This is a genomic window from Pseudomonas sp. WS 5412, from assembly GCF_012985615.1.
In the GTDB taxonomy this organism is placed as follows: Bacteria; Pseudomonadota; Gammaproteobacteria; order Pseudomonadales; family Pseudomonadaceae; genus Aquipseudomonas; species Aquipseudomonas shahriarae.
The window spans coordinates 72,150-94,435 of record NZ_JAARMB010000002.1 but is presented as its reverse complement, the minus strand read 5'-3'; the positions used below and the strand labels follow the sequence as shown (position 1 = coordinate 94,435).

The window sequence follows — 22,286 nt, the reverse complement described above, 5'->3', positions numbered from 1 at the left end:
GCCGGTGGTTCAGCGTGCCGAGCAAGGAATCAAGGTGGGCGGGGTGCGGGCGATTTCTGCGTTGCTGAGGTAGCAACCGGGGTCCGGGCCCCAGAGATCGCCGTCGGCCCAGGCGCGGGTGCGCGTGTTGCCGTTGCAGATGTTCAGCCAGCGGCAGTCGGTGCAACGGCCACCGACCTCCCGCGGGTATTGGCGCAGGCGCAGCAGTAACGGGTCGGGGCGTTCCTGCCAGATTTCGCGAAACGAGGTGCGGCGCACATTGCCCACCGAGTGTTGCCACCAGTAAGTGTCCGGGTGCACTTCGCCGGTGTTGTCGATATTGGCGATACCGCTGCCCGAGGCATTGCCGCCCCAGGCATGCAGCAGGTGTTCGAGTTGCGGGTAGTGTTCCGGCAAATGCTGATGCACCCATTGCAGCAACAGCACGGCGTCGGCGTCGTTGTTGCCGCTCACAAAATCGCTGGCCACGCCGTTCTGGACGTCGTTCCAGGCCTGCTGGAAGATCATCAGCATGGCGTCGCGGCTCATCTGCTGATGGGCGTCCAGTTGCCGGCTGCGCTTGCCGCGCCCGCTGTAGTTGAGGTGCGAGAGGTAGAACTTCTGCACATCGTATTCGCGCATCAGCCCCAGCAGTTGCGGCAACTGCGCGTGGTTTTCCTGGGTCAGGGTGGTGCGCAGGCCTACACGAATGCCAGCCTGGCGGCACAGGCTGATGGCATGCATCGAGCGCTCGAAACTGCCCTCGCACTGGCGGAATGCATCGTGGGTGGCCTTCAATCCATCAATGCTGATGCCCACATAGTCAAAGCGCGCATCGGCGATCTGCTGGATATTGCCTTCGTCAATCAACGTGCCATTGCTCGACAGCGCCACGAAAAAGCCCTTGGCGCGGGCATAGGCGCTGAGCTGGAACAGGTCATCGCGCAGCAAGGGCTCGCCGCCCGAGAGGATCAACACCTTGACCCCTGCGTCGTGCAGGTCGTCGATCACCTTCAGCGCGGCCTCGGTATCCAGCTCATCGCGGAACACACTGTCGGCGCTGGTGGCGTAGCAGTGCTTGCAGGTCAGGTTGCAGCGGCGCAGCAGGTTCCAGATCACCACCGGCGCGCGGTCGCTGCCCGGTTTGGCGCTGCGCGGTGGTGGGCATTGGCCGGCCAGGGTGCGCAGGTAATGACTGATCCTAAGCATGGGGTGGTCCTTGTGTGGGGGAGCTGTCTCGCCCTGCGAGGCTGCGTTAGCGGTGGGTCATCCAGCATCTGTGTGGGCAGCTTCCACCGTGGATCGTTGGGTCAGGCGCAGGCCGGTTTTTTTCAGGATGCGACTGCTCACCAACATCTCGTCCGCCCGGCTGGCATCGCCCAGCAAGAAGCGCAGGTGTTCACGGTAACTGTCGATTTCTTCGCGGCTGCGGCCATGGACCATGGCGAACAGGTTGTAGGGCCAGTCCGCGCGCCGGGGCCGGCGATAGCAGTGGCTGACAAAGGGTTGGGCGCCGATCAGTTCGCCCAGGCGCGGCATCTGTTCATCGCACACATCCCACACGGTCATGCCGTTGTGGCGATAGCCCAGGCGATAGTGATTGGGCACGGCGGCGATCCGGCGGATCGCGCCTTCACCCTGCAAGCGCTTGAGCAGGTCCAGGGTGGATTCGACGCTGATCCCCAATTGCTCGGCGAGCCAGGTCCAGGGGTCTTCCAACAGGGGCAGGCCGGCGTCGGTCAAATGGATCAAGCGCTGGGCCAGGGTCTCGTCAAACCGGGAAGTACAGACCGACATGGTAGGTTTGCTCCTTGGGCAGGTTAAGCACCTCAAGCCCGGTGATGGTGTGGATGTGCGAGAGGGTCTGCTCGAGGTCTTCGGCGGTGCCGCAGGCCAGCACAAACCACATGTTCCAGTGATGCTCGCGCCGGTAGTTATGGGCCACTTGCGGGAGTTCGTTGAGCTGCGTCGCGACCTGTTCAAAGCGTGCTTCAGGTACCGCCAGGGCGGCCAGGGTGAATGCGCCGCCCAGGCGCTCAATATCAAACATCGGCCCGAAGCGCGTCAGCACGCCGTCTTCGAGCAGCAGGTGCAGGCGGTCGAGCAGTTCGTCGGGCGTGCTGTGCAGCTCTGCAGCCAATAACTGCCACGGGTGACGAACCAGGGGCAGGCCCCGTTGCAGGCGGTTGATCAACTGACGGTCAAGTTCATCCATGGGCCCATACCTGGGATGGCGGTGGCGCAAAACGCCCGCCGCACTGCTTGAACATGCGTGTACTGAATAACAGGTGGTGGGGCAGGTCGCTGAGCAGGTGCTGTTGCAACAGTGCCTCGATCTGCGCCTGCACCGCTGCGCGCTCACGCCCGTGGACCATGCAGAACAGGTTGTAGCGCCAGTGCGGCAAGCGCCGTGGCCGCTGATAGCACAGGGTGATGCCCGGCGCGCAACCCAGGCGCTGGCCGACTTCGTCGATCAGCGCATCGGGCACATCCAGCACCAGCATCGCGTTGGCCACAAAGCCCAGGGCGCGGTGGTTGAGCACCAGGCCGACGCGGCGGAACAGGCCCTGCTCCTGCCATTGCTGCATCTGCCGCAACACTTGCTGGTGATGGGCGCCGATCTGCTCGGCCAGGTCTTCATAGGGCCGCGACACCCTCGGCAGGCCGCGCTCCAGGCATTGGCGCAGGTCGAGCAGTTGCTCGTGGTTCAGCGGCGCGATCACAGGTGGCCTCCCAGGGCAAAGCCCAGGTCGATGCGGTAGGAGGTGAGCATCGGCAGGTCCAGAGGGATCAGGCCGGTGTCTTTTTCCAGTTCGTCGAGAATCTGTTCCAGGTGCCGGCGATTGGGCCCGGTCAGCACAAACCATAGGTTGTAGTGATGCTCGCGGGCGTAGTTGTGATTGACCTCGGGATAGCGACTGATGCGCGCGGCCACCTGCTCCAGGCGTTCGGCGGGCACCGCCAGGGCGGCCAGGGTACTGGCCCCGGCGCGGCTGTGATCGAACACCGGCCCGACCCGTGACAGTGCGCCTGCCAGTTCCAGGCGTTGCAGGCAGGCCATCAACTGTTTCTCGCTGCAGCCGAGGGTGTTGGCCATTTCCATGTAAGGCTCGGCGCACAGCGGCATGCCATGTTGATAGCGGTCGATCAGGCGCGTGGTGAGCTCGTCAAGTTCCATCTCAATACCCCATTTTTTGCGCGCGGCTGCTGAAGAAGATTCCGCTGGGGCTTTCGGCCGGCAGGGTCTTGATCAAGGTCAAGCGATAAGGATCCCAGACCTGCACCTGTTGGCCGTCGCGAACCGACAGCCACAGCTGCTCACCGCGCCCGGTGAATTCCATATGCAGCACACCAGGGCCGGGACGCAGGTCCGCGACCACCTGGTGGGTTTCAGTGTCGAGCACCTGTACCCGGTCGTTGTCCGGGTAGGCGAAGTTGACCCACAACTGGCGCCCGTCGGGCCGTGCGGTGACAAAAATCGGTTGGCCGGCCACGGCAATGGTGGCGGTCTGTTGCCAGGTGCGCGCATCCATCACCAGCACCTGATGGCGGCCCACGGCGGGCACGAAGGCCTGGTTATCGGCCACGGCCCAGCCTTCCAGATGCGGCATCTTGTACACCGGCAGTTTTTCCTGGCCGCGACCGTAGTCGGCGAGCACACGCTTGACCCCATGTTCGGGGTGCCACAGGTCGAGCTGGGCCATGCCGTCCTCGCCAAACAACCCGGCCATGTAGAAACGGCCATCGGCGGTGATCAGCGCGTCATAGGGCTGGCGACCAATGCCAGTGAAGCGGGTGATGGCCGGGGTGTTGCCCTGGCTGAAATCGGCGCTCCAGATTTCGTCGGTATCGAACAGGCTGAACACAAAGCGTTGCCCCGGCGCATCCACCAGGCCCACCACCCGCGAGCGTTTGCCGTCGGCCAGGGGCGTGGCCGGGATATCGGCCACCTGTTGCAGGGTCACGGCGTCGAACACCTTGACGCCACCGGGCTGGTAGTTGGAGACGGCAATCAAACGCCCGTCCTGGCTGATCGCGCCACCGATGCTGTTGCCCCCCTGGATCAGGCGTTTGTCGATGCGCTGGGTCAGCAGGTCGACCTTGGTCAGCCCGCCGTCACGGCCAAACAGGTAGGCGTAACGCTGGTCCCGGGAAAACACTGCCGAGGCGTGGGACAGGTCGCCCAGCCCCTCGACCCGTGCCAGGCGGGCCTGGTGGCTGCTGTCGATAATCAGCAGGCTGCCGCTGGCGCGCTCCACCACCAGGCCCAGGTCGCCGCTGCCGCGCAACGGTGGCTGGGAGCAGGCGGTGAGCAACAGGCCGGCAATGCAGGCAAGCAGGGGACGGATCATGGCGCGGGGGTTCCTTGCAGGAGGCGATCCACCAGCCAGGCAATATCGCCGGCATTGAGCAACGGCGCCCAGCCGGGCATCGCCAGGGCAGGGCGGCCATAGGTCACGGTGGCAATCAGGCTGTCGCGGGTTTGCCCGGACAGGGCTTGCGGGGTCAGGGCCGGGCCCAGGCCACCGGTCAGGTGCAGGCCGTGGCAGGCGCCACAGTCCTGGGTCAACAGGTGTTCCAGTTGGACCTGGCGCGCAGGCGCCGGTGCTCCGTGCACCGGCGCAGGAATGAGGAAGAGCAGCGCCATGGCCGAACCGATCATCGAGACTTGCATGGCGCGCTCCTTGTGCTTATTTCAGACTCAACACCCATTGGGCGAGGGTCAGGGCTTCGGCATCCGTGACGGGGTTGGCCGGCATCGGAATCGGTCCCCAGTTACCCTGGGTGCCGTTCTTGATGTGGCTGGCCAAGGTTTTGTCAGCGTCCTTGACGCCGGCATTTTTTGCCGCCACTTCCTTGAGCGCCGGGCCCACCATCTTGCTGTCGATGGTGTGGCAGGCGGCACAGGGTTTGCTCTTGAACAGCGCCGCGCCGTCATCGGCCATTGCGGTGGACAGGCTCAGGGCCGCGCCCAGGGTCGCCAGTGCAAGCAGGATATTTTTCATTGGTTTGCCTCTTGTTGATGAAGCTCAATAAATGTCGAATTGGGTGTTGTAGACGTTGAACTTGCCGGTCGGGGTAATCAGGCGCTTGTCCCGGATCACGTTCTTGAGCTTGAGGGTCTTGTCATCGACCACCACCAGCGCCGACTCCTCTTCCTGGCCGTTCCACACCGAGAACCACACTTCATCGCCTGCCTTGTTGTATTCCGGCTGCACCACGCGCAGGGCGCCTTGCTTGATGCCCGACCATTCGGCAATCGGCAGTACGGTGTAGCCAGCGTCGAGCTTGTCGATGTTGAACACCGCGACCGACTGGCTGAGCTTGGTGTCGGGGTTGAGCGTGGTGTCGACATACAGGTGCCGCGAGTTGGGGTGGGTCTTGATAAACAGCGAGCCACCGCCCTGGCCGTTGAGCGAGGTCACTTGCTTCCAGGCGTACTGCGGGTGCTTGACCGGGTCGGTGCCGATCACCGAAACCCCACCGTCACCCAAGTGACTGGTGGCCCACACCGGACCGTATTGCGGGTGTACAAAGTTGGCGCCACGGCCGGGGTGCGGGGTCTTGCCGACATCCACCAGAGCGGTGAGCTTGCGCTCCTTGGAGTCAATCACTGCAACCTTGTTGGAGTTGTTCGCCGCCGTCATGAAGTAGCGATGGGTGCTGTCCCAGCCGCCGTCGTGCAGGAAGGGCGCGGCGTCGATGGTGGTGATGGTGAGGTTTTTGATGTCTTGGTAATTGACCAGCATGACCTTGCCGGTTTCTTTGACGTTGACGATGAACTCGGGCCATTCGTGGGACGCGATGATCGCCGCCACCCGTGGTTCGGGGTGGTATTCCTGCTTGTCCACGGTCATGCCGCGGGTCGAAACGATCTGCTTGGGCTCCAGGGTCTCGCCGTCCATGATGGTGAACTGCGGCGGCCAGTAGGAACCGGCAATCGCGTACTTGTCTTCATAGCCTTTGAACTTGGAGGTCTCCACCGAACGGGCCTCGATGCCCACCTTGATCTCGGCGACTTTGGTCGGCTCGGCAGGCCACAGGTCGATCATGTCGATCTTGGCGTCACGGCCGATCACCAGCAGGTAGCGGCCCGAAGCGGAAATCCGCGAGATGTGCACGGCGTAGCCGGTGTCGATGAGCTTGACGATTTTCTTGCTGTCGCCGTCGATCAGGGCGATTTTGCCGTCGTCACGCAGGGTCACGGAGAACAGGTTTTCCAGGTTCAGCTGGTTGAGCTGCTTCTTGGGACGGTCTTCGGGTTTGACCAGCAGCTTCCAGGTCTTGAGCGTCTCGGCCATGCCCCATTCCGGTGGGGTGGGCGCGGTGTGCTGGATGAAGGTCGCCATGCTGGTGATCTGCGCCTTGGTCAGCGCATTGGAGGTACCCCAGTTCGGCATGCCGGCGGGGGAACCGTAGGTGATCAGGGCTTCCAGATACGCCTGGCCCCGGGCCTGGGTGATGTCCGGGGTCAGCGGCTTGCCGGTGGCGCCTTTACGCAACACACCATGGCAACCGGCGCAGCGCTCGAAGTAAATCTGCTTCGAGGCATCGAACTCGGCTTGGCTCAAGTCCGGTGCGCCGGGGCTTTTGACCATGGCTGCAACCGGCGCGGGAGCCGCCGCGAAGGCCTGTGTTGATAGGGCCAGGGCCAGCGCGCAGCTGAGCCTGGCCAGCGTCAGTACGAAGGGTGTTTTGTTGCGAGTCAGCATTCCATATCTCCTCAGGCAAGACCTTTGCGATCTGGGTAGAGCGCAGGTTCTTAGTGCCAGCAGAGACTATGTCGCGGCGGGTGAATGACCGCTTGACGGCGATCAAGTTTGCCCTGAGTACGGCTTGCCAGGTTGTCGCAGGCCCCCGTAGCGTGGCTACCAAACCCGCTGTCCATGCAAGGTGCGCTATGACCGAACCCTTCTACCAAGCCGTCAACAACGAACATGAGTTGTTCGAGCACGCCTGGCGCCACCGCATGCCGGTGCTGATCAAGGGCCCCACCGGCTGCGGCAAGACCCGCTTCGTCCAGCACATGGCCCACCGTCTGCAATTGCCGCTGTATACAGTGGCCTGTCACGACGACCTCAGCGCCGCCGACCTGATCGGCCGCCACCTGATCGGCGCCCAGGGCACCTGGTGGCAGGACGGCCCGTTGACCCGGGCAGTGCGTGAAGGGGGCATTTGCTACCTGGACGAAGTGGTCGAGGCACGGCAAGACACCGCCGTGGTCCTGCACCCGGTGGCCGATGACCGTCGCGAGCTGTTCCTGGAACGCACGGGCGAAGTCCTCAAGGCGCCGCCGTCGTTCATGTTGGTGGTGTCCTACAACCCCGGTTACCAGAACCTGCTCAAAGGAATGAAACCCAGCACCCGCCAGCGGTTTGTGGCGATGCGCTTTGGTTATCCCGCGACAGCCGAAGAAGAGCGCATCGTCGCCCGCGAAGCCCAGGTGGACGGCGCTTTGGCGGCCCAGGTGGTGCGCCTGGGGCAGGCCTTGCGCCGGCTGGACCAGCATGACCTGGAAGAAGTGGCGTCCACCCGCTTGCTGATCTTCACCGCCCGCCTGATTGCCGCTGGCATGCACCCGCGCGAAGCCTGCATGGCCTGCCTGGCGGAAGCGCTGAGCGACGACCCGCAAACCGTCGCGGCCCTGATGGACGTGGTTGATGTTCACTTCAGTTAAGCGGCGGCTGCCGGGTGATTTGGCGATGTGGTTCTTTATCCTCGCCGAACTCTCGGTGTTTGCGATTCTGATCCTCGCCTTTGCCGTGACCCCGACGCTGCGGCCCGAGGTCTTTGCCGAGGGCCGCGCACAGTTGGATACCTCCACCGGCCTGGCGATGACCCTCAGCCTGCTGACGGCCGGCCTACTCGCCGCGTTGGCACAGCAACAGGTCATTGCAGGTCGCCCACGGCGGGCAGGTGGGTTACTGGCGTTGGGACTGGCGGTGGCGGCGGTTTATGTGTGGATCAAACTTGGCGAGTACGGGCACCTGGCTGCGGCCGGCCTGGGCCTGGAGCGCAGCACGTTCTTTACCCTGTACTGGATTTTGACCGGGTTTCATTTTCTGCATGTGTTGTTGGGCATGCTGATCCTGGCGTGGTTGGCGTTGCGCTGCTGGCGCCGGGCCTATGGTCCGGGGCGTCAGTCGGGGTTCGAGTCCGGGGTGTTGTACTGGCATATGGTGGATCTGGTGTGGGTGGTGCTGTTTCCGTTGGTGTACGTGTTGTGAAATTGCTGGCGTGCTGGGCCGGGCTGGTGCTGCTCAGCGTGGGCACCGTCATGTCCGGTGCGGCGGGCTGGTGGTGGCTGGTGGTGTTGGCAGCGGTGGCCAAGGCCTGGGTGATTGCCGATGGGTTTATGGAATTGCGACATGCGCCTTGGGGATGGCGGGCGGCGATGTTGGCGTGGCCGGTGGTGCTGGTGGCAGGGATGGTCGTGATGCGTTGATGACGATGATGGACCTCCTGGCTGTGGGAGTGGGCAAAGACTTCAAGGAGAGCCGGCGGTCTGCCCGGTAAAAAGATCATGGTGTGGCGCAGGGATATTAAATAGAATGAATCTCATTTGAGACTCACTCGCGCCGCCCAGGGTTCGCTTGCCATGAATGATGCCGTATTGCCAACGACCGCCGCAGAACCCAGCCTGAGCACCTTGTACCGCGACCATCGCAGCTGGCTGGAAAGCTGGTTGCGCCGGCGCCTGGGCAACGCCTGGGATGCCGCCGACCTGAGCCAGGACACCTTCCTGCGGGTACTGGCCAGCGCCCAGCCAGTGGCGCAATTGCAGGAACCACGGGCCTATCTGGTGACGGTGGGCAAGCGCCTGCTGGTCAATTTCCACCAGCGCCGCAGCCTGGAGCAGGCGTATCTGAATGCCTTGGCACGCCTGCCTGAAGAGTGCGTGCCGTCGCCGGAGCAACGCTGGTTGCTACTGGAAACCCTGCAGGCCCTGGATGAATTGCTTGACGGTCTGGCGCCGGTGGTGCGCCGGGCGTTTCTCTGGAGCCAGCTCGAAGGCCTGGGCTACCGGGAGATTGCCGAGCGCCTCAAGGTCTCGGAGCGCACGGTCAAGCGCTATATGGCCCAGGCCTACGAACATTGCCTGCTGGTGGAACTGTGAGCCGTACCCCAGCGGATGTGGCCCGGGCCGCGGCGCACTGGCTGGCGCTGTTGGAGTCCGGCACCGCTGGCGAGCGCGACCATGCCGGCTTGCAACAATGGCGCGACAGCCATCCCCAGCACGAACAGGCCTGGCAAAAAGCGCAACTGCTGCGCCAGCGCTTTGCCGACTTACCATCCTCCCTGGCCATGGCCAGCCTCGACCGCCCGCAACCGGGCCGGCGCGCCGTGCTCAAGCGTGCCCTGGGCGTGGCTGCGCTGGTGCCGGCGGCCTGGTTGCTCAGTCGCCAGTTACCCCTCGACGTATGGCGTGCCGACCTGCATACCGCCACTGGCGAGCGCAAGCGCGTGCCGCTGGTCGATGGCAGCACCCTGCAACTGAACACCGCCAGCGCGGTGGATGTGGACCTCGCTGCGCGGCGCCTGACCCTGGTCGAAGGGGAGATGGCGCTGACCGTACCCGGTACGACGGCATTGACCGTACATAACCGTTATGGCCAGGTTATCGCCAGCCAGGCCGAGGTCTGCGTGCGCCAGTTGGCGGATGCTTGCCTGGTGTCGGTGCTCAAGGGCCGGGTACAAGTACTCGACGGGCACGGGCGTGCTGCCTGGGTGCAGGGAGGGCAACAAATACGGCTGCAACCTGTGGGGCTGGGGGCGCCGATGCCGTTCGACGTGCAGCAACTGGGGTGGCGCGACGGTGTACTGACGGCGCAGAACCAGGCGCTGGGTGACTTCCTGCGCGAACTGGATCGCTACCGCCCGGGCGTCCTGCGCTGGGACCCGAGCCTGGAAACCTTGCGCGTCACCGGCAGTTTCCGCCTGGACGACACCGACTCCATCCTCAGCCTGTTGGCCACCACTCATGGGCTGCAGGTGCAGTTCCGCACACGCTATTGGGTCACGCTGCAGCCGCGCAAAACCCTGGGCTGATCGCGATCTTATTGTCCAGGCAGATCCCATGGGAGAGCTGGCTTGCCTACTCCCACACAAGCCCTTTCCCACCTTTTTATCGGCCAGTTCGCAAGACCGTGGCCCTTTTTTTCGGCTCGCCTGTCATCCAAGGCAAGTGAACGAAAACAGAGAGCCTTTTAATGCCCGTCGTCCCGCCATCGTTGTTGCGCCTGAGTTTGGTGCTGAGCCTGAGTGCCAGTCCGTTGTTTGTTCCTGTGAGCTGGGCCGAGGACGCGGCCCGACGCAGTTATCAGGTGCCGGCCGGCAGCCTGGGCAGTGCGTTGACCCGCTTTGCCGGGCTGGCCGGGGTCAATCTGTCGGTCGATCCGGCCCTGGTCGGCGGCCGGCAAAGCGCCGGGATCTCCGGTGAGTTTGCCGTCGAGGAAGGCTTCGCGCGTCTGCTGCAGGGCTCGGGCCTGCAATTGCAGGCGGTGGGTGAGCGTGCCTACACCTTGATCCCCGCGCCGCAGGGCGGTACCTACCAGTTGCCAGCCACCTCGATTCTCGGGGCCGCGAACACACCCGTCGCCGAAACCTACGCCGGTGACCAGGTCACGCGCAAAGGTGCGCAGGGCATGCTCGGCGACGGCGACTTTATGGATACGCCGTTCAACCTCACGTCCTATACCGCCAAGGCAGTGAAAAACCTGCAGGCGCGGACCCTCGGCGAGATGGTTGCCAGCGATCCTTCGGTGCGCATCACCAACCCGGCCGGCGGGCGTTTCGAGCAGTTCTCGGTGCGCGGTTTCAGCCTGTTCAACAGTGATGTGTCTTACGGCGGCCTGTATGGCGTGCTGCCGACCTACGCCATCGACATGGAAATGGTCGAGCGCGTCGATATCCTCAAGGGCCCCGGCGCCTTGCTCGGTGGCATCGCGCCTCGGGGCAGCATCGGTGGCGGGATCAATATCGAGCCCAAGCGCGCCGGCGACACACCGCTCACCGAGTTCACCGGCAGCTATGCCTCGGCCGGGCAGTTCGGGGGGGCGGTGGATATCGGTCGGCGGTTTGGCGATGAGCAGCAGTTTGGCGTGCGCTTCAATGGCGTGAAGCAGTCCGGCGATACCGAATGGGATCACCAGGAGGTGGACCGTGAAATGACAGTGATCGGCCTCGACTACCGCAAGGAGCGGGTGCGCCTGTCCCTCGACCTCGGGCGCCAGGAACGCACCGGCGACGCACCTCAGGAGCGCGTGGAAATCGCCAAGGGTAGCGTGATGCCCAAGGCCAAGGACATCCGTGACAACTTCGCCCAGTCCTGGACCTATTCCCATACCAAAGACACCTTTGGCGCGGTGCGTGGCGAGTTTGATGTCAGCGATTCATTGATGGTCTATGCCGCAGCCGGGGCGCGCAAAGGCAACTATGACTTCCTGCGCCACGGCGTGCAGGCAACCCAGAGCAATGGCGACTTCACCGTGGTGCCGCGCAGCTTCCGTCGCGACGAAGACGTCAAGACCGTCACCGTCGGCGCGCGCAGTTGGTTCGACACCGGCTCGGTAGGGCACACCCTCAATGTCAGCCTCAATCAGTTCAATATGGATTTCGACAATGCCGGCGAGCGCTACACCCCCGGCAAGAGCAACCTCTACAACCCGGTGGTTTTGCCCCACCCAGGCAAGGCCGTGCGCTGGGACACCAGCACCCACACCGAAAACCGTTTCACCAGCCTGGCCCTGGCCGACACCCTGGCGTTTTTTGATGAACGGGTGCTGCTGACCCTCGGCGCACGCCTGCAAAAGGTCCAGGTCACCTCCTGGAGCAATGGCATCAAGGACCAGCCGGAGTACGACGAACAAGCTACCTCGCCGGCCCTGGGCCTGGTGGTGAAAGTCACCGATCAGTTGTCCCTGTACACCAACTACATGGAAGGCTTGAGCCAGGGCGAGACCGCGCCATCGAGCGGGGTGCGCAATGAAAACGCGATCTTCCCACCGACCAAGAGCAAGCAGGTGGAAGTCGGCGCCAAGTACGACATGGGCAGCTTCGGCATGAGCGCCAGCGCGTTCCGGATCAAGCAGCCGGCCTATGGCATCGACAGCCAGGGTTTCTTCAAGCCCAACGGCGAATTGCGCAACCAGGGTGTGGAACTGAACGTGTTTGGCGAGCCCCTGACGGGCGTGCGCCTGCTCGGTGGGGTGATGCTGCTCGACAGCGAACAGACCAAGACCGCCCAGGGCCTGACCGACGGCAAGCGCGGCACCGGTGCGCCGATTGCAAACGTCAACCTGGGCGCCGAATGGGATATCCCACGCCTGCAAGGCGTGACCCTGACCGCCCGTGCGATCCATACCGGCGCGCAGTACCTGGATGCGGCCAACCAGCAGAAAATCGACAATTGGGAACGCTATGACCTGGGCGCGCGCTACACCTTCAAGGTCAAGGAGAACCCGGTGACCCTGCGCGCGACCGTGGAGAATGTGCTGGACACCACTTACTGGGCGTCGGCCGCGACCTCCAGCGACAGTGCGCCGGGCCTGACACTGTCGACGCCGCGGACGTGGCTGGTGTCGGCAACAGTGGGTTTTTGATATTCAAAAAAGGAATAAATAAATATTTATTTATTCCTTTTGTTGTTGGTGTGGATGGCGCATTTTGAAGGCCTGCGCATTCGTGCGGATTGACCCAACAGTGAAAGGAAAACCCACATGACCATCAAAGCGATCAACGTGCGCAACCAGTTCAAGGGCGTGATCAAGGAAATCCTGCTCGGCGAAGTGGTGTCCGAAATCGACGTGCAGACGGCGTCCGGAATCGTCACTTCGGTGATCACCACCCGCTCGGTGCGCGACCTGGAGTTGAAGGTGGGCAGCGAAGTGATTGCCTTCGTCAAATCCACCGAAGTGTCCATCGCCAAGCTCTGAGTCCAGCCCTTGCAGGCGTCGGCAAGCCGGCGCTTACAAGGTTTTCAGCGCACGTTCCAGGCGTGAAATACCTTCTTCGAGCAACGCCCGCGGGCAGCCGAAGTTCAAGCGCACGAACTGCTGGCTGTCATCGCCAAACTCCACACCTGCACTCAAACCCACCTTGGCCTGTTCCAGGAAGAACCGCTGTGGGTCGTCCAGGCCCAGGGCGCTGCAATCCAGCCAGGCCAGGTAGGTGCCTTGCGGGGCATGCATGACCACGCCGGGCAGGCGTTTTTGTACGGCATCCAGCAGGTAGTCGCGGTTGTCTTGCAGGTACGCCACCAACGCTTTCAACCATTCATCACATTGGCTATAGGCCGCCCAGGTGGCTTCCAGGCCCAGGGGGCTGACGCTGTCGACCATGCCGCAGCGCGCCTTGTTGAAGCGTTCGCGGATAAGCGGGTCCTGGACAATGGCAAAGCAGGTCTTCAGGCCGGCGACGTTGTAGGCCTTGCTGGCTGACATCAGGGTAATGGTGCGGCGGGCGATTTCTGCGCTCAGCGACGCGGTGGGGATATGCCGGCGCCCGTCAAAGCACAGCTCGGCATGGATTTCGTCAGAGATAATCAGCGTGCCCTGATCCAGGCAGGCGTTGGCCACGGCCAGCAGCTCCTCGCGGGGGAACACCTTGCCCAGTGGGTTGTGGGGGTTGCTCAACAGCAACGCACCGGCGCCTTTCAAGGCCTGGCGCAAAGCGGGCAGGGGGGTGAGGTATTCGCCCTGGTCGTTCAGTTCGAAGGGCACTTCGATCTTTGGCAGGCTCCAGTTGCCCGCGGCATGGCGCAGCGGCGCATAGTTGGGGGTTTGCAACACCACCGACTGGCCTGGCTGGACAAAGGCGTGCAGAGCCATGTTGAAACCGGGCTCGACGCCCGGCAGGAACAACAGTTCATCGGGCTGCACGCGCCAGGCGTACTTGTCCCACAGGTCGTGGATGATCGCTTCGCGCACTTCTGGCCGGGCGACGCTGTAGCCGAGCATCTGCTGGTCCAGGCGTGCGTGCAGGGCCTTGAGGATCGCCGGTGGCGCGGCGATATCCATGTCGGCAATCCACATCGGCAAGACATCTTCTGGGTAACGGCTCCACTTGGTACTGCCGGTGCCGAGGCGAGGGTGGATCGTGTCGAAATCAAAGCTCATGGGGGCGCTCGTGTCAGGAAGGCGGGCGAAGAATGCCGTCGATTCTAAGTCAGCCGGCCTGATAGGTCATCAATTGCTCCTCGCACATAATGCGGATGGTGCGCCGTTGCACTTCAATCAGCCCGGCGTCCACCAGCCGATGCAGAATCCGCGAAAACGTTTCTGGCTGAATTCCCAGTTTGGAGGCCACCAGGCGCTTGGGCACTTGCAGCACTACATCGCCACTGGCCAGATCGCGCTCCTGGATCAGGAAGTTGATGACCCGGCGACTAGCGTTGGCCAGGCTCAGGGTGTCGATGTCCTTCAGGCGTTGATGCAGGTGGATGCTCATCGTGCCGAGGATCGCCAGGCAGATCTGCGGCTGGTCCTCCAGGGCCTTGCGGTAATGATGGCCCTCGATGCTCACCAACACGCTGTCCTTGAGCGCCGTGGCACTCACCGGATACGCCTTGGCGTGGCTGAACAACAGGGCTTCGGCAAAGGTCTGGCCGGGGCGGATAACCTCCACCAAGTGCTCCTGGCCTTCGCCGGTGACCCGGTGCAACTTGACCTGGCCGCTGACCAGCAGGAAAAACCGATCGGCAGGGTCGCCCTGGTGCATCAGGGTCACATGCCCGGGCAGACGCTTGAGGTTGGCCAGGGTGCAGACGTCCTGGAAGATCTTCTCCGGCAACGGACTGAACAGATGATGCCGGCGCAGGGTTAAGACGATGGATGGGTGGGTCAACATGGCGTACCTCCGCTCCCGCCCATGGTAGGGCGTGCGGCCGGCGGGGCCTATGCCTCGTTGGAGGTAGCCCCGTAGAGGGAGTGTTCGCGCAGCAGTGCCGAAAATGCATCCCGGGCCGGGTGACAACCTGCATGGGCGTGCCAGTAAAACCGGTTGTCGATGTGCGTCAGTTCCGCGAACTCATGGCCTTGCCAGTTGGCACCCTGGCGGTATTGCTCGTAGATCCCCCGAGGCACCAGCGCGGCGCCGCTGCCAGCACTGACACAACCGACAATCGTGCCGTAGCTGGCGATGCTGACGATGGGGCAGACCTGGTTGTGGCGAGACAACCACTGCTCCAGCGCCAGGCGATAGGGGCAACCTGAGGGCCACATAAACAGGGTCAGGCCCTGCAGGTCCGCGACGCTGCGCACCGGGCCCAGCGACGTGGGGGCAATCAGTACCAGGTCTTCGCTGTACAGCGCCGCGCTTTCCAGTCCCGGGCGTTGCACATCCACGGCGACAATCGCCGCGTCCAGCCGATGGTGCTGGATATCATCGAGCAACTGCGACCAGGTGCCGGTGCTCAACTCCAGCGACACTTGGGGGTACAACGCGTGATAACGCGCCAGCAGCTGTGGCAAGCGCCCGGTTGCACTGGACTCGATAGCACCGATGCGCAGTCGCCCATGGGGCGCGCCACCGGGGGCCACGGCACGCCGGGAGGCTTCGGTCAGGTCGAGGATTTTCGTCGCATATTCGATAAACACTTCGCCGGCGGGGCTGACCCGCAGACCCCGGCCCTCGCGCACAAACAGCGCGACGCCGAGTTCCTGCTCGAGGGACTTGAGCCTTGCGGTGATATTGGACGGCACGCAATGCAGCTGCTGCGCCGCACGGGCGATGCTGCCCAGTTCGTAGACCGCCTTGAACATGCGCAGTTGGGACAGTTCCATGGTTCACCTGGAGTGAAGAGTGGGCTCAGTTTAAGTCACTTTTTTCCGGGGCTGGGGTTTCTCATACTTTTGCCAGGCAGTGCCTGTGCGCTGCCACGTCCCTGAGAACGCTCATGCCCCGTGCAAAAATTATCCTGGCAACACTCTTCGTCATTCTCTGCTGGGCGTATTCGCCGATCGGCATCCATATCGCTTTGCAGGCTTATGCGCCCGATAACCTGGCGTTGTTGCGTTTTTTGATCGCCTCCGGGTTCATGGCCGGTGTGGCCTGGATCAAGGGGATTTCCCGGCCCCGACTGCGGGATTTGCCTTTGTTTGCGGTGCTGGGATTGTTTGCCGTGACGCTGCACCACATCGCCCTCAACTACGGCCAGCGCGGTGTGAGTGCCGGCGCTGCCAGCGTCCTGGCGCAATCCACGCCCTTGTTCAGCGCGTTACTTGCCAGCACGCTGTTCAAGGAGCGGCTCGGGGCCTGGCAGTGGGGCTGTGTGCTCGGCGGCCTGCTCGGCGCCGGAGTCGTGGCGGTAGGGGATCGCGGCTTGGGCGAGCTGGATGGGCATGGGTTGTTGATCCTGCTGGCGGCGGCGTCCTGGAGCCTGTATTTCGCTCTGCAAAAGCGTTATTCCCAGCATTACGACGGGCTGACCCTGGTGTGTTTCACCCTCTGGTCAGGTACGGCGTTGCTGCTGGTGTATCTGCCAGGGCTGCCGGCGGAGTTGGCCCAGGCTTCGGTGTCGGTGAACCTGGCAGTGCTGGTGCTGGGCATCTTTCCCAGTGCGCTGGCGTACCTGGCCTGGGCTTATGTGCTGACGCATAGCCAGGTCAGTCGGGCAGCGATTGCGCTTTATCTCATACCGCCGGTGGCGATGCTGATGGCGTGGGTGATATTGGCGCAGCGGCCTTCGGTGATGGTGATTGTGGGGACGGTGATTGTCCTGGCGAGTGTGGGGGCGTTGACGGCGAAAGTGCGGTGACGTAACTGACTGTCGCCGTTGGGTGGCTGGCGATGGCCATGTTTGGGGTGGGGTACAGATCCGTTGTTGCGATGGCGGTACATCAGTCCCTAACCAGCCTGACGCAAATGCTCCATCGCCCACACCGCCGCTTCCACCCGCGAGCGCAACCCCAGCTTGTGCAGCAAGTTCTTCACATGCACCTTCACCGTGCCCTCGGTAATCCCCAGTTTGTGCCCGATCACCTTATTGCTATACCCCCCGGCAATGGTCTTCAACACCTGCCGCTCGCGCTCGGTCAGTTCCACCGCCGCATGGGGCTGGGGCGAGCGCAGGGCCTGGGCCAGCACCCGGGTCAGGCCGGGGCTGATCACCAGGGCGCCGTGCAGGGCATCGCGGATGTACTGGATCAGCAACTCCGGCTCCATGTCCTTGAGCAGATACCCATTGGCATCCAGGCGCAGGGCGTCGCGGATGCCGTCTTCGGCATCGGACACGGTAAACAGCAAGACCTTGCCGCCATAGGTCATGGCCCGCAGGCGGCGCAGGGTTTCCAGGCCGTTCATCTGCGGCATGTTGTTGTCCAGTAGCACCAGGTCCGGTTGCAGCGATTCGATCAGGCCCAGGGCTTCTTCGCCATTGCCGGCTTCGCCCACCACGTGCAGGTCATCTTCCAGTTCGAGCATCTGGCGCATGCCGTGGCGCATCATCGGATGGTCGTCGACGAGCAGGATGCGGTGGCGGACTGATGGGTTGATGAGCGCCGTGTTCATGACAAGCTACCTTCTTGTAGGGAGGGCCCGAGAAATTCCGGGCGAAACAGCAAGTGCACCCGAGTGCCCTGGGGCTCGCGGGAGGAAATGTCCAGCTGGCCGTGCAGGCTGCGGGCGCGTTCGTCCATGATGGTCAGGCCGTGGTGTTCACGTTGGTCCACCGGCTCGCTGAAGCCGCGGCCATCGTCTTCAATGCTCAGGCTGACGGTTTCGCCATGCTGGCGCAGTTGCAGCCAGGCATTCTCGGCATGGGCATGGCGCAGGCAGTTGGACAGGGCTTCGCGGGTCACCTGCAACAGGTGGATCTGTTCACTGGCCGACAGCTGGAAGGCCAGGGCATCCACGTGCAGGTGTACCTGGAACTCGCCACGCCGGGAGAATTCCTCGGCGGTGTCTTTTAGCTCCTGGACCAGCCCGGCATCGTGGATTTGCAGGCGGAAGGTGGTGAGCAGCTCCCGCAGTTGCCGATAGGCATTGTTCAGGCCTTCGCGCAGTTCGCCGGTGACGGTTTCCAGGGTGGCCTTGGGTTCGTCGCGGCGCAGCAGGGTCTGCATGCGGCTGACTTGCAGCTTCATATAGGACAGGGCCTGGGCCAGGGAATCATGTAGTTCGCGGGCGATGATGGTGCGTTCGTCGAGCAGCAGCAGGCGGTGGTCCTGTTCGCGCTGGCGTTTGAGGGACAGCGAGGTGCCGATCAGGTTGGCCAGGGCCTGGATCAGTTGTTGCTCCCAGGCCTGGGGCGCATGGCCGTCGACAAAGTGTGCCTTGAGTTCGCCCAGTTCCGCGCCCTGGTTGCTGATGCTGAACACCTGGGGCGGGGCCACGTGATGGCGCTCGCAGGTGGCGCAATCGCCAATGGCGCAGACGTTGCGGCTGTTGCCGCCGTGCAGCGCGAGCATCTGTTGCGCCGGGGCGAGGAAGTGCCCTTGCAGGCACAGCGACAGGCGCAGGCCCGGCAGGCGTTTCTGGAAGCGCCGGATCAACTCGTCGAGCCCTTCGGCGTTGGCCAGGCGCGTGGCCAGGCTGCGACTGCTCTCGTAGAGCAATTCCAGGGCGGCGTTGGCCTGTTGCAAGTTGAGGGTTTTTTGCTGCACCTGGCTTTCCAGGGTGCGGTGGGACTGCTCGATGGTTTCGGCCAGGGTGTTGAAGCTCAGGGCCAACTGCCCCAGCTCATCCTGGGAGCGGTGATTGACCCGGGTCTGGTAATCCCCCTCACGAAAGCGCCGGGTGGCGTCCACCAGTTCCTTCAAGGGGGTGACCACGCCGTACTGCAATTCATACAGCCCAAGCAGCAGGATGATCAGCGTGCTGAACAGCGCCAGGCCCTGGATCAACTGTTGCCAGCCTTGTTTGTGCTCGCTCTGTTGCTGCAACAGGCTGACGAACTGGTTCAGTTGCTCGACAAAGGCCGGCGCGCGTTCGCGGAAGAGGGCGCCGTCGTCGCGCTCGATGGCCGGGCGCAGCTCCTGGTTCCAGTGTTGCTGGATCTGCCGGTAGCTCTGTTGCAAGGCGCTGTGGGGGCCGTCTTCCAGTACTGCTTTCAGCGACTGGCTGTCGAGGCGCCGTTGCAGGCTTTGAGTGATGGCCTGGATCTCGTCGGCGGGGGCATGGTCGGCGAGCTTCCAGCTCAGGTGGTAGGTCTCCATGCGCACCGAGCCTGCGGTGTTGATGGCCGCGCCATCGCCCTGGCTGAACCAGGCGATCAGCCCGGCGCTCAGGGAACTGGCCAGGGCCAGGATTGCAATCAGGATGACCGCGACACCGGCGCGTGCGGGCAGGGAGCTGCGCAGCCAGTTAAACATCACGGCGTAATCGAAGGGGTAAGAACAGCAGCATGACGGCACCTGGCACGGGAAACAGCATTGAATTGTGCATTCCCTGGCGCACTACCTCTAAAGAGTTGCCGGCGGACCCTCCCACGGGAAAAAGCCGGCACAAGAGATCAATCCATTGATAAATAAAGACTTTCTCTTGTTATTGGGCCTACCTCCTTAGAGGTAGACGGGGTAAGCATAGGCCAATACCCCCCAGGCGGACGTTGATCTGGGTCAAGTTCCTGGAGGACCTCGCCCCTAACCTGCGCTCATGGAATCACTTCTGGGAGCGCAAACCGTGACTCAACCCCGTGTAAGACAGGGCCTGGTGCTGGGCATGAGTACACTGGCCTTCACCGTGTGCTTTATGGTCTGGATGATGTTCGCCGTCCTCGGCGTGCCGATCAAAGAGCTGCTGCAACTCAACGAAACCCAGTTCGGCCTGCTGGCCGCCACCCCGGTACTGACCGGCTCCCTGGTGCGCCTGCCCCTGGGCCTGCTGACTGACCGCTTCGGCGGGCGCATCGTGTTCTTTGTCTTGATGCTCACCTGCGTGCTGCCGCTGTACTTGATCACCTACGCCACCGCCTTCTGGCAATTCCTTGTGCTGGGGCTGTTTGTCGGCCTGGCCGGCGGCTCGTTCTCGGTTGGTATCGCCTACGTCGCCAAGTGGTTCGACAAAGACAACCAGGGCTTTGCCATGGGCGTATTCGGCGCCGGCAACGCGGGGGCTGCAGTCACCAAGTTTCTGGCGCCGGCCCTGATTGCCCTGGGGACCTGGCACCTGGTGCCGAAAGTGTTCAGCGCGATCCTGTTTATCACCGCGCTGCTGTTCTGGTTCCTCACCAGCGAGAACAAGGCCCACCGCAGTGCCGGTGGCGCGACCTTGCGCGAGCAACTGCTGTGTCTCAAGGACCCGGCCGTGTGGCGCTACTGCCAGTACTACTCGATTGTGTTCGGCGGCTACGTGGCCCTGGCGCTGTGGGCGACCAAGTACTACGTGCAGGAATACGGCTTCAGCCTGCAAAGCGCTGCGCTGTTGGCCGCGTGCTTTTCCCTGCCCGGTGGCGTGCTGCGCGCTGTGGGCGGCTGGATGTCCGACCGCTGGGGCGCACAGAGCGTGACCTGGTGGGTGCTGTGGGTCAGCTGGATCTGCCTGTTCCTGCTCAGCTACCCGCAGACCCAGTTGCAGGTGCAAACCGTCAATGGCCCGCTGGACTTCCATATCGGCCTCAACGCCACCCTGTTCACCGTGCTGCTGTTTGTGATGGGCATCGCCTTCGCCTTCGGCAAGGCCTCGGTGTTCAAGTACATCGCCAATGACTACCCGCAAAACATGGGCGCTGTGTCCGGCATCGTCGGCCTGGCGGGCGGCCTTGGCGGCTTTGTCCTGCCGATCATGTTCGGCGCCCTGGTGGACCTCACCGGCGTGCGCTCCTCCTGCTTCATGTTGATGTACGGCGTGGTCTGGGTATCCCTGACCTGGATGTACTTCAGCGAAATCCGCAAGCAACCGCTGCTTGGTAAAGCGGCGGCCCAGCCTCTTCAAGGAGAATCCGCATGACTATCGCGCAAAAGCCCAACTCGGGCCCGGTGATCCACGACTGGCGCCCTGAAGACCCGGCGTTCTGGGGCGCCAGCGGCAAGCAGACCGCGACCCGCAACCTGTGGATCTCGATCCCGGCGCTGCTGTTGGCCTTCGCCGTGTGGATGGTGTGGAGCACGGTGATCGTGCGCCTGAACGCCATCGGCTTCAGCTTCACCACTGACCAGCTGTTCTGGCTGGCGGCATTGCCCGGCCTGTCTGGCGCCACCTTGCGCGTGTTCTATTCGTTCATGGTGCCGATCTTCGGTGGCCGCCGCTGGACGGCACTGAGCACCGCGTCGCTGCTGATTCCGTCACTGTGGATGGGCTTCGCGGTACAAGACCCGAGCACCTCCTACAGCGTGTTTGTATTGATCGCGCTGCTGTGCGGCTTCGGTGGCGGCAACTTCGCCTCGAGCATGTCCAACATCAGCTTCTTCTATCCCAAGTCCCAGCAAGGCACGGCCCTGGGCCTGAACGCCGGCCTGGGTAACCTGGGGGTGTCGGTGATGCAGTTCTGCGTGCCGCTGGTGATTACCTTCGGTGTGTTCGGCCTGATTGGCGGCCAGCCACAGACCCTGGAAGACGGCAGCCAGTTGTGGTTGCAGAACGCCGGGTTTATCTGGGTGCCGTTCATCATCACCGTGACCCTGTTTGCCTGGTTCGGCATGAATGACCTGTCTAGCGCCCGCGCTTCGTTCAGCGAGCAGGCGGTGATCTTCAAACGCAAGCACAACTGGCTGATGTGCTGGTTGTACCTGGCCACCTTCGGCTCGTTCATTGGCTTCTCGGCCGCCTTCCCGATGCTGATCAAGACCTCGTTCCCAGACGTCAACGCCTTGAAATTCGCCTTCCTCGGCCCGCTGGTAGGTGCCCTGGTACGCCCATTGGGTGGCTGGCTGGCCGACAAACTGGGCGGTGCGCGGGTGACCTTGTGGAACTTCGTGCTGATGATCGTGATGGTGTTCGGCGTCCTGCACTTTTTGCCCCTGAACGGCGAGGGCGGCAGCTTCTACGGCTTCCTCGGCATGTTCATGCTGCTGTTCATCACCACCGGCATCGGCAATGGCTCCACCTTCCGCATGATCCCGGTGATCTTCCGCACCCAGCATGAAAAGGCCAGCGCCGGCAAACCTGCCGCCGTGCGTGAACAAGCCCTCAAGGATGCCAGCAAGGAGTCGGCAGCAGTGCTGGGCTTCAGCTCGGCAATGGGCGCCTTCGGTGCGTTCTTCATCCCCAAGACCTTTGGCTCGTCCATGGCCTACACCGGCAGCCCGGCCATGGCGTTCTACATGTTTGTCGGCTTCTACCTGACCTGCATCGTCGTGACCTGGTGGTGGTATGCGCGCAAAGGCGCCGAGACCCCCTGCTGAGTCTGACCCCGAATTCAAACCTTGCGT

The 22,286-nt window shown here is 63.1% G+C and carries 24 protein-coding genes; 10 read left to right on the top strand and 14 right to left on the bottom strand.

Going from position 1 to position 22,286, the window contains the following annotated elements:
• Window positions 1-9: 9 nt before the first annotated feature.
• From nirJ to nirS, 9 genes are read right to left on the bottom strand one after another with little or no spacing between them, the layout of a single operon-like run.
• Complete coding sequence (nirJ, locus tag HBR94_RS03410) at window positions 10-1,188, bottom strand: heme d1 biosynthesis radical SAM protein NirJ (RefSeq protein ID WP_170044148.1); 1,179 nt, start codon at window positions 1,186-1,188, stop codon at window positions 10-12.
• A 57-nt stretch (window positions 1,189-1,245) separates the two neighbouring features.
• The gene (locus HBR94_RS03405) at window positions 1,246-1,776 is read right to left on the bottom strand and encodes an Lrp/AsnC family transcriptional regulator (RefSeq protein WP_169989810.1); all 531 of its coding nucleotides are present in this window, start codon (window positions 1,774-1,776) and stop codon (window positions 1,246-1,248) included.
• The gene (locus HBR94_RS03400; protein WP_169989811.1) at window positions 1,751-2,194 is read right to left on the bottom strand and encodes an AsnC family transcriptional regulator; all 444 of its coding nucleotides are present in this window, start codon (window positions 2,192-2,194) and stop codon (window positions 1,751-1,753) included. The genes HBR94_RS03405 and HBR94_RS03400 overlap by 26 nt, the downstream gene beginning before the upstream one ends.
• Window positions 2,187-2,702: an Lrp/AsnC family transcriptional regulator gene (locus HBR94_RS03395; protein ID WP_057436868.1), complete on the bottom strand. Its 516-nt coding sequence runs from the start codon at window positions 2,700-2,702 to the stop codon at window positions 2,187-2,189. The genes HBR94_RS03400 and HBR94_RS03395 overlap by 8 nt, the downstream gene beginning before the upstream one ends.
• Entirely contained in the window at window positions 2,699-3,157 is a 459-nt protein-coding gene (locus HBR94_RS03390; RefSeq protein ID WP_057959364.1) for an Lrp/AsnC family transcriptional regulator, read from the bottom strand. Before HBR94_RS03390 ends, HBR94_RS03395 begins: the two co-directional genes overlap by 4 nt.
• A gap of 1 nt (window position 3,158) precedes the next feature.
• Entirely contained in the window at window positions 3,159-4,331 is a 1,173-nt protein-coding gene (locus tag HBR94_RS03385) for a cytochrome D1 domain-containing protein (protein ID WP_170044147.1), read from the bottom strand.
• On the bottom strand, window positions 4,328-4,654 hold the full coding sequence (locus tag HBR94_RS03380; RefSeq protein ID WP_170044146.1) for a cytochrome c: 327 nt from the start codon (window positions 4,652-4,654) through the stop codon (window positions 4,328-4,330). Before HBR94_RS03380 ends, HBR94_RS03385 begins: the two co-directional genes overlap by 4 nt.
• A 16-nt stretch (window positions 4,655-4,670) precedes the next feature.
• Window positions 4,671-4,985, bottom strand: coding sequence for a c-type cytochrome (locus HBR94_RS03375; RefSeq protein ID WP_057436867.1), 315 nt, complete (start codon window positions 4,983-4,985; stop codon window positions 4,671-4,673).
• Window positions 4,986-5,009: 24 nt separating this feature from the next.
• Complete coding sequence (gene nirS, locus HBR94_RS03370) at window positions 5,010-6,578, bottom strand: nitrite reductase (RefSeq protein WP_232544800.1); 1,569 nt, start codon at window positions 6,576-6,578, stop codon at window positions 5,010-5,012.
• Window positions 6,579-6,880: 302 nt separating this feature from the next.
• Between nirS and HBR94_RS03365 the strand changes: the two genes are divergently transcribed.
• The 7 genes from HBR94_RS03365 to HBR94_RS03335 all read left to right on the top strand — a co-directional run bounded on the left by HBR94_RS03365 (window position 6,881) and on the right by HBR94_RS03335 (window position 12,914).
• Window positions 6,881-7,657 (top strand): CbbQ/NirQ/NorQ/GpvN family protein, encoded by a 777-nt coding sequence (locus HBR94_RS03365; protein WP_057436862.1) that lies wholly within the window; start codon window positions 6,881-6,883, stop codon window positions 7,655-7,657.
• A complete protein-coding gene (locus HBR94_RS03360; protein ID WP_170044145.1) occupies window positions 7,641-8,207 on the top strand; it encodes a cytochrome c oxidase subunit 3 in 567 nt (188 codons plus the stop codon). The genes HBR94_RS03365 and HBR94_RS03360 overlap by 17 nt, the downstream gene beginning before the upstream one ends.
• Window positions 8,204-8,425 (top strand): cytochrome C oxidase subunit IV family protein, encoded by a 222-nt coding sequence (locus tag HBR94_RS03355; protein ID WP_057959367.1) that lies wholly within the window; start codon window positions 8,204-8,206, stop codon window positions 8,423-8,425. The genes HBR94_RS03360 and HBR94_RS03355 overlap by 4 nt, the downstream gene beginning before the upstream one ends.
• Window positions 8,426-8,578: 153 nt before the next feature.
• The gene (locus tag HBR94_RS03350) at window positions 8,579-9,097 is read left to right on the top strand and encodes a sigma-70 family RNA polymerase sigma factor (RefSeq protein ID WP_057436856.1); all 519 of its coding nucleotides are present in this window, start codon (window positions 8,579-8,581) and stop codon (window positions 9,095-9,097) included.
• Entirely contained in the window at window positions 9,094-10,029 is a 936-nt protein-coding gene (locus HBR94_RS03345) for a FecR domain-containing protein (protein WP_169960670.1), read from the top strand. Before HBR94_RS03350 ends, HBR94_RS03345 begins: the two co-directional genes overlap by 4 nt.
• 161 nt (window positions 10,030-10,190) lie before the next feature.
• Window positions 10,191-12,581 (top strand): TonB-dependent receptor, encoded by a 2,391-nt coding sequence (locus HBR94_RS03340; protein WP_170044144.1) that lies wholly within the window; start codon window positions 10,191-10,193, stop codon window positions 12,579-12,581.
• Between the two features lie 117 nt (window positions 12,582-12,698).
• On the top strand, window positions 12,699-12,914 hold the full coding sequence (locus HBR94_RS03335; RefSeq protein ID WP_003173733.1) for a TOBE domain-containing protein: 216 nt from the start codon (window positions 12,699-12,701) through the stop codon (window positions 12,912-12,914).
• 33 nt (window positions 12,915-12,947) lie between these two features.
• Here the strand turns inward: HBR94_RS03335 and HBR94_RS03330 are convergent, their stop codons facing one another.
• Genes HBR94_RS03330 through HBR94_RS03320 form a run of 3 tightly spaced genes read right to left on the bottom strand, consistent with a single transcriptional unit; the run spans window position 12,948 to window position 15,761 of the window.
• Window positions 12,948-14,096: a PatB family C-S lyase gene (locus HBR94_RS03330; RefSeq protein ID WP_170044143.1), complete on the bottom strand. Its 1,149-nt coding sequence runs from the start codon at window positions 14,094-14,096 to the stop codon at window positions 12,948-12,950.
• A gap of 49 nt (window positions 14,097-14,145) precedes the next feature.
• A complete protein-coding gene (locus HBR94_RS03325; protein WP_169960672.1) occupies window positions 14,146-14,826 on the bottom strand; it encodes a Crp/Fnr family transcriptional regulator in 681 nt (226 codons plus the stop codon).
• Between the two features lie 47 nt (window positions 14,827-14,873).
• Window positions 14,874-15,761 carry a LysR substrate-binding domain-containing protein gene (locus HBR94_RS03320; protein WP_170044142.1) on the bottom strand — a complete coding sequence of 296 codons (888 nt, stop codon included), beginning with the start codon at window positions 15,759-15,761 and terminating at the stop codon, window positions 14,874-14,876.
• A 113-nt stretch (window positions 15,762-15,874) separates the two neighbouring features.
• Here HBR94_RS03320 and HBR94_RS03315 point away from each other — a divergent pair, with 113 nt between their 5' ends.
• A complete protein-coding gene (locus tag HBR94_RS03315) occupies window positions 15,875-16,735 on the top strand; it encodes a DMT family transporter (protein ID WP_170044141.1) in 861 nt (286 codons plus the stop codon).
• A gap of 89 nt (window positions 16,736-16,824) precedes the next feature.
• Here the strand turns inward: HBR94_RS03315 and narL are convergent, their stop codons facing one another.
• The gene (gene narL, locus HBR94_RS03310; RefSeq protein WP_170044294.1) at window positions 16,825-17,472 is read right to left on the bottom strand and encodes a two-component system response regulator NarL; all 648 of its coding nucleotides are present in this window, start codon (window positions 17,470-17,472) and stop codon (window positions 16,825-16,827) included.
• A gap of 11 nt (window positions 17,473-17,483) precedes the next feature.
• Window positions 17,484-19,289 (bottom strand): ATP-binding protein, encoded by a 1,806-nt coding sequence (locus tag HBR94_RS03305; RefSeq protein ID WP_057436849.1) that lies wholly within the window; start codon window positions 19,287-19,289, stop codon window positions 17,484-17,486.
• A gap of 310 nt (window positions 19,290-19,599) precedes the next feature.
• Here HBR94_RS03305 and HBR94_RS03300 point away from each other — a divergent pair, with 310 nt between their 5' ends.
• Together HBR94_RS03300 and HBR94_RS03295 are read left to right on the top strand one after the other, a co-directional pair.
• Entirely contained in the window at window positions 19,600-20,865 is a 1,266-nt protein-coding gene (locus HBR94_RS03300; protein ID WP_081044233.1) for a nitrate/nitrite transporter, read from the top strand.
• A complete protein-coding gene (locus HBR94_RS03295; protein WP_057959377.1) occupies window positions 20,862-22,259 on the top strand; it encodes a NarK family nitrate/nitrite MFS transporter in 1,398 nt (465 codons plus the stop codon). Before HBR94_RS03300 ends, HBR94_RS03295 begins: the two co-directional genes overlap by 4 nt.
• Window positions 22,260-22,286: the final 27 nt, after the last annotated feature.

What these genes read in the sequence shown, in the direction of transcription:
- HBR94_RS03350 (WP_057436856.1), top strand. Translation starts at nt 8,579, where the DNA reads ATGAATGATGCCGTATTGCCAACGACCGCCGCAGAACCCAGCCTGAGC.
- HBR94_RS03330 (WP_170044143.1), bottom strand. Translation starts at nt 14,096, where the DNA reads ATGAGCTTTGATTTCGACACGATCCACCCTCGCCTCGGCACCGGCAGT.
- HBR94_RS03295 (WP_057959377.1), top strand. Translation starts at nt 20,862, where the DNA reads ATGACTATCGCGCAAAAGCCCAACTCGGGCCCGGTGATCCACGACTGG.
- HBR94_RS03385 (WP_170044147.1), bottom strand. Translation starts at nt 4,331, where the DNA reads ATGATCCGTCCCCTGCTTGCCTGCATTGCCGGCCTGTTGCTCACCGCC.
- HBR94_RS03405 (WP_169989810.1), bottom strand. Translation starts at nt 1,776, where the DNA reads ATGTCGGTCTGTACTTCCCGGTTTGACGAGACCCTGGCCCAGCGCTTG.
- HBR94_RS03305 (WP_057436849.1), bottom strand. Translation starts at nt 19,289, where the DNA reads ATGTTTAACTGGCTGCGCAGCTCCCTGCCCGCACGCGCCGGTGTCGCG.
- HBR94_RS03360 (WP_170044145.1), top strand. Translation starts at nt 7,641, where the DNA reads ATGTTCACTTCAGTTAAGCGGCGGCTGCCGGGTGATTTGGCGATGTGG.
- nirJ (WP_170044148.1), bottom strand. Translation starts at nt 1,188, where the DNA reads ATGCTTAGGATCAGTCATTACCTGCGCACCCTGGCCGGCCAATGCCCA.
- HBR94_RS03390 (WP_057959364.1), bottom strand. Translation starts at nt 3,157, where the DNA reads ATGGAACTTGACGAGCTCACCACGCGCCTGATCGACCGCTATCAACAT.
- HBR94_RS03335 (WP_003173733.1), top strand. Translation starts at nt 12,699, where the DNA reads ATGACCATCAAAGCGATCAACGTGCGCAACCAGTTCAAGGGCGTGATC.
- HBR94_RS03375 (WP_057436867.1), bottom strand. Translation starts at nt 4,985, where the DNA reads ATGAAAAATATCCTGCTTGCACTGGCGACCCTGGGCGCGGCCCTGAGC.
- HBR94_RS03365 (WP_057436862.1), top strand. Translation starts at nt 6,881, where the DNA reads ATGACCGAACCCTTCTACCAAGCCGTCAACAACGAACATGAGTTGTTC.
- HBR94_RS03400 (WP_169989811.1), bottom strand. Translation starts at nt 2,194, where the DNA reads ATGGATGAACTTGACCGTCAGTTGATCAACCGCCTGCAACGGGGCCTG.
- nirS (WP_232544800.1), bottom strand. Translation starts at nt 6,578, where the DNA reads ATGGTCAAAAGCCCCGGCGCACCGGACTTGAGCCAAGCCGAGTTCGAT.
- HBR94_RS03315 (WP_170044141.1), top strand. Translation starts at nt 15,875, where the DNA reads ATGCCCCGTGCAAAAATTATCCTGGCAACACTCTTCGTCATTCTCTGC.
- HBR94_RS03320 (WP_170044142.1), bottom strand. Translation starts at nt 15,761, where the DNA reads ATGGAACTGTCCCAACTGCGCATGTTCAAGGCGGTCTACGAACTGGGC.
- HBR94_RS03340 (WP_170044144.1), top strand. Translation starts at nt 10,191, where the DNA reads ATGCCCGTCGTCCCGCCATCGTTGTTGCGCCTGAGTTTGGTGCTGAGC.
- HBR94_RS03380 (WP_170044146.1), bottom strand. Translation starts at nt 4,654, where the DNA reads ATGCAAGTCTCGATGATCGGTTCGGCCATGGCGCTGCTCTTCCTCATT.
- HBR94_RS03325 (WP_169960672.1), bottom strand. Translation starts at nt 14,826, where the DNA reads ATGTTGACCCACCCATCCATCGTCTTAACCCTGCGCCGGCATCATCTG.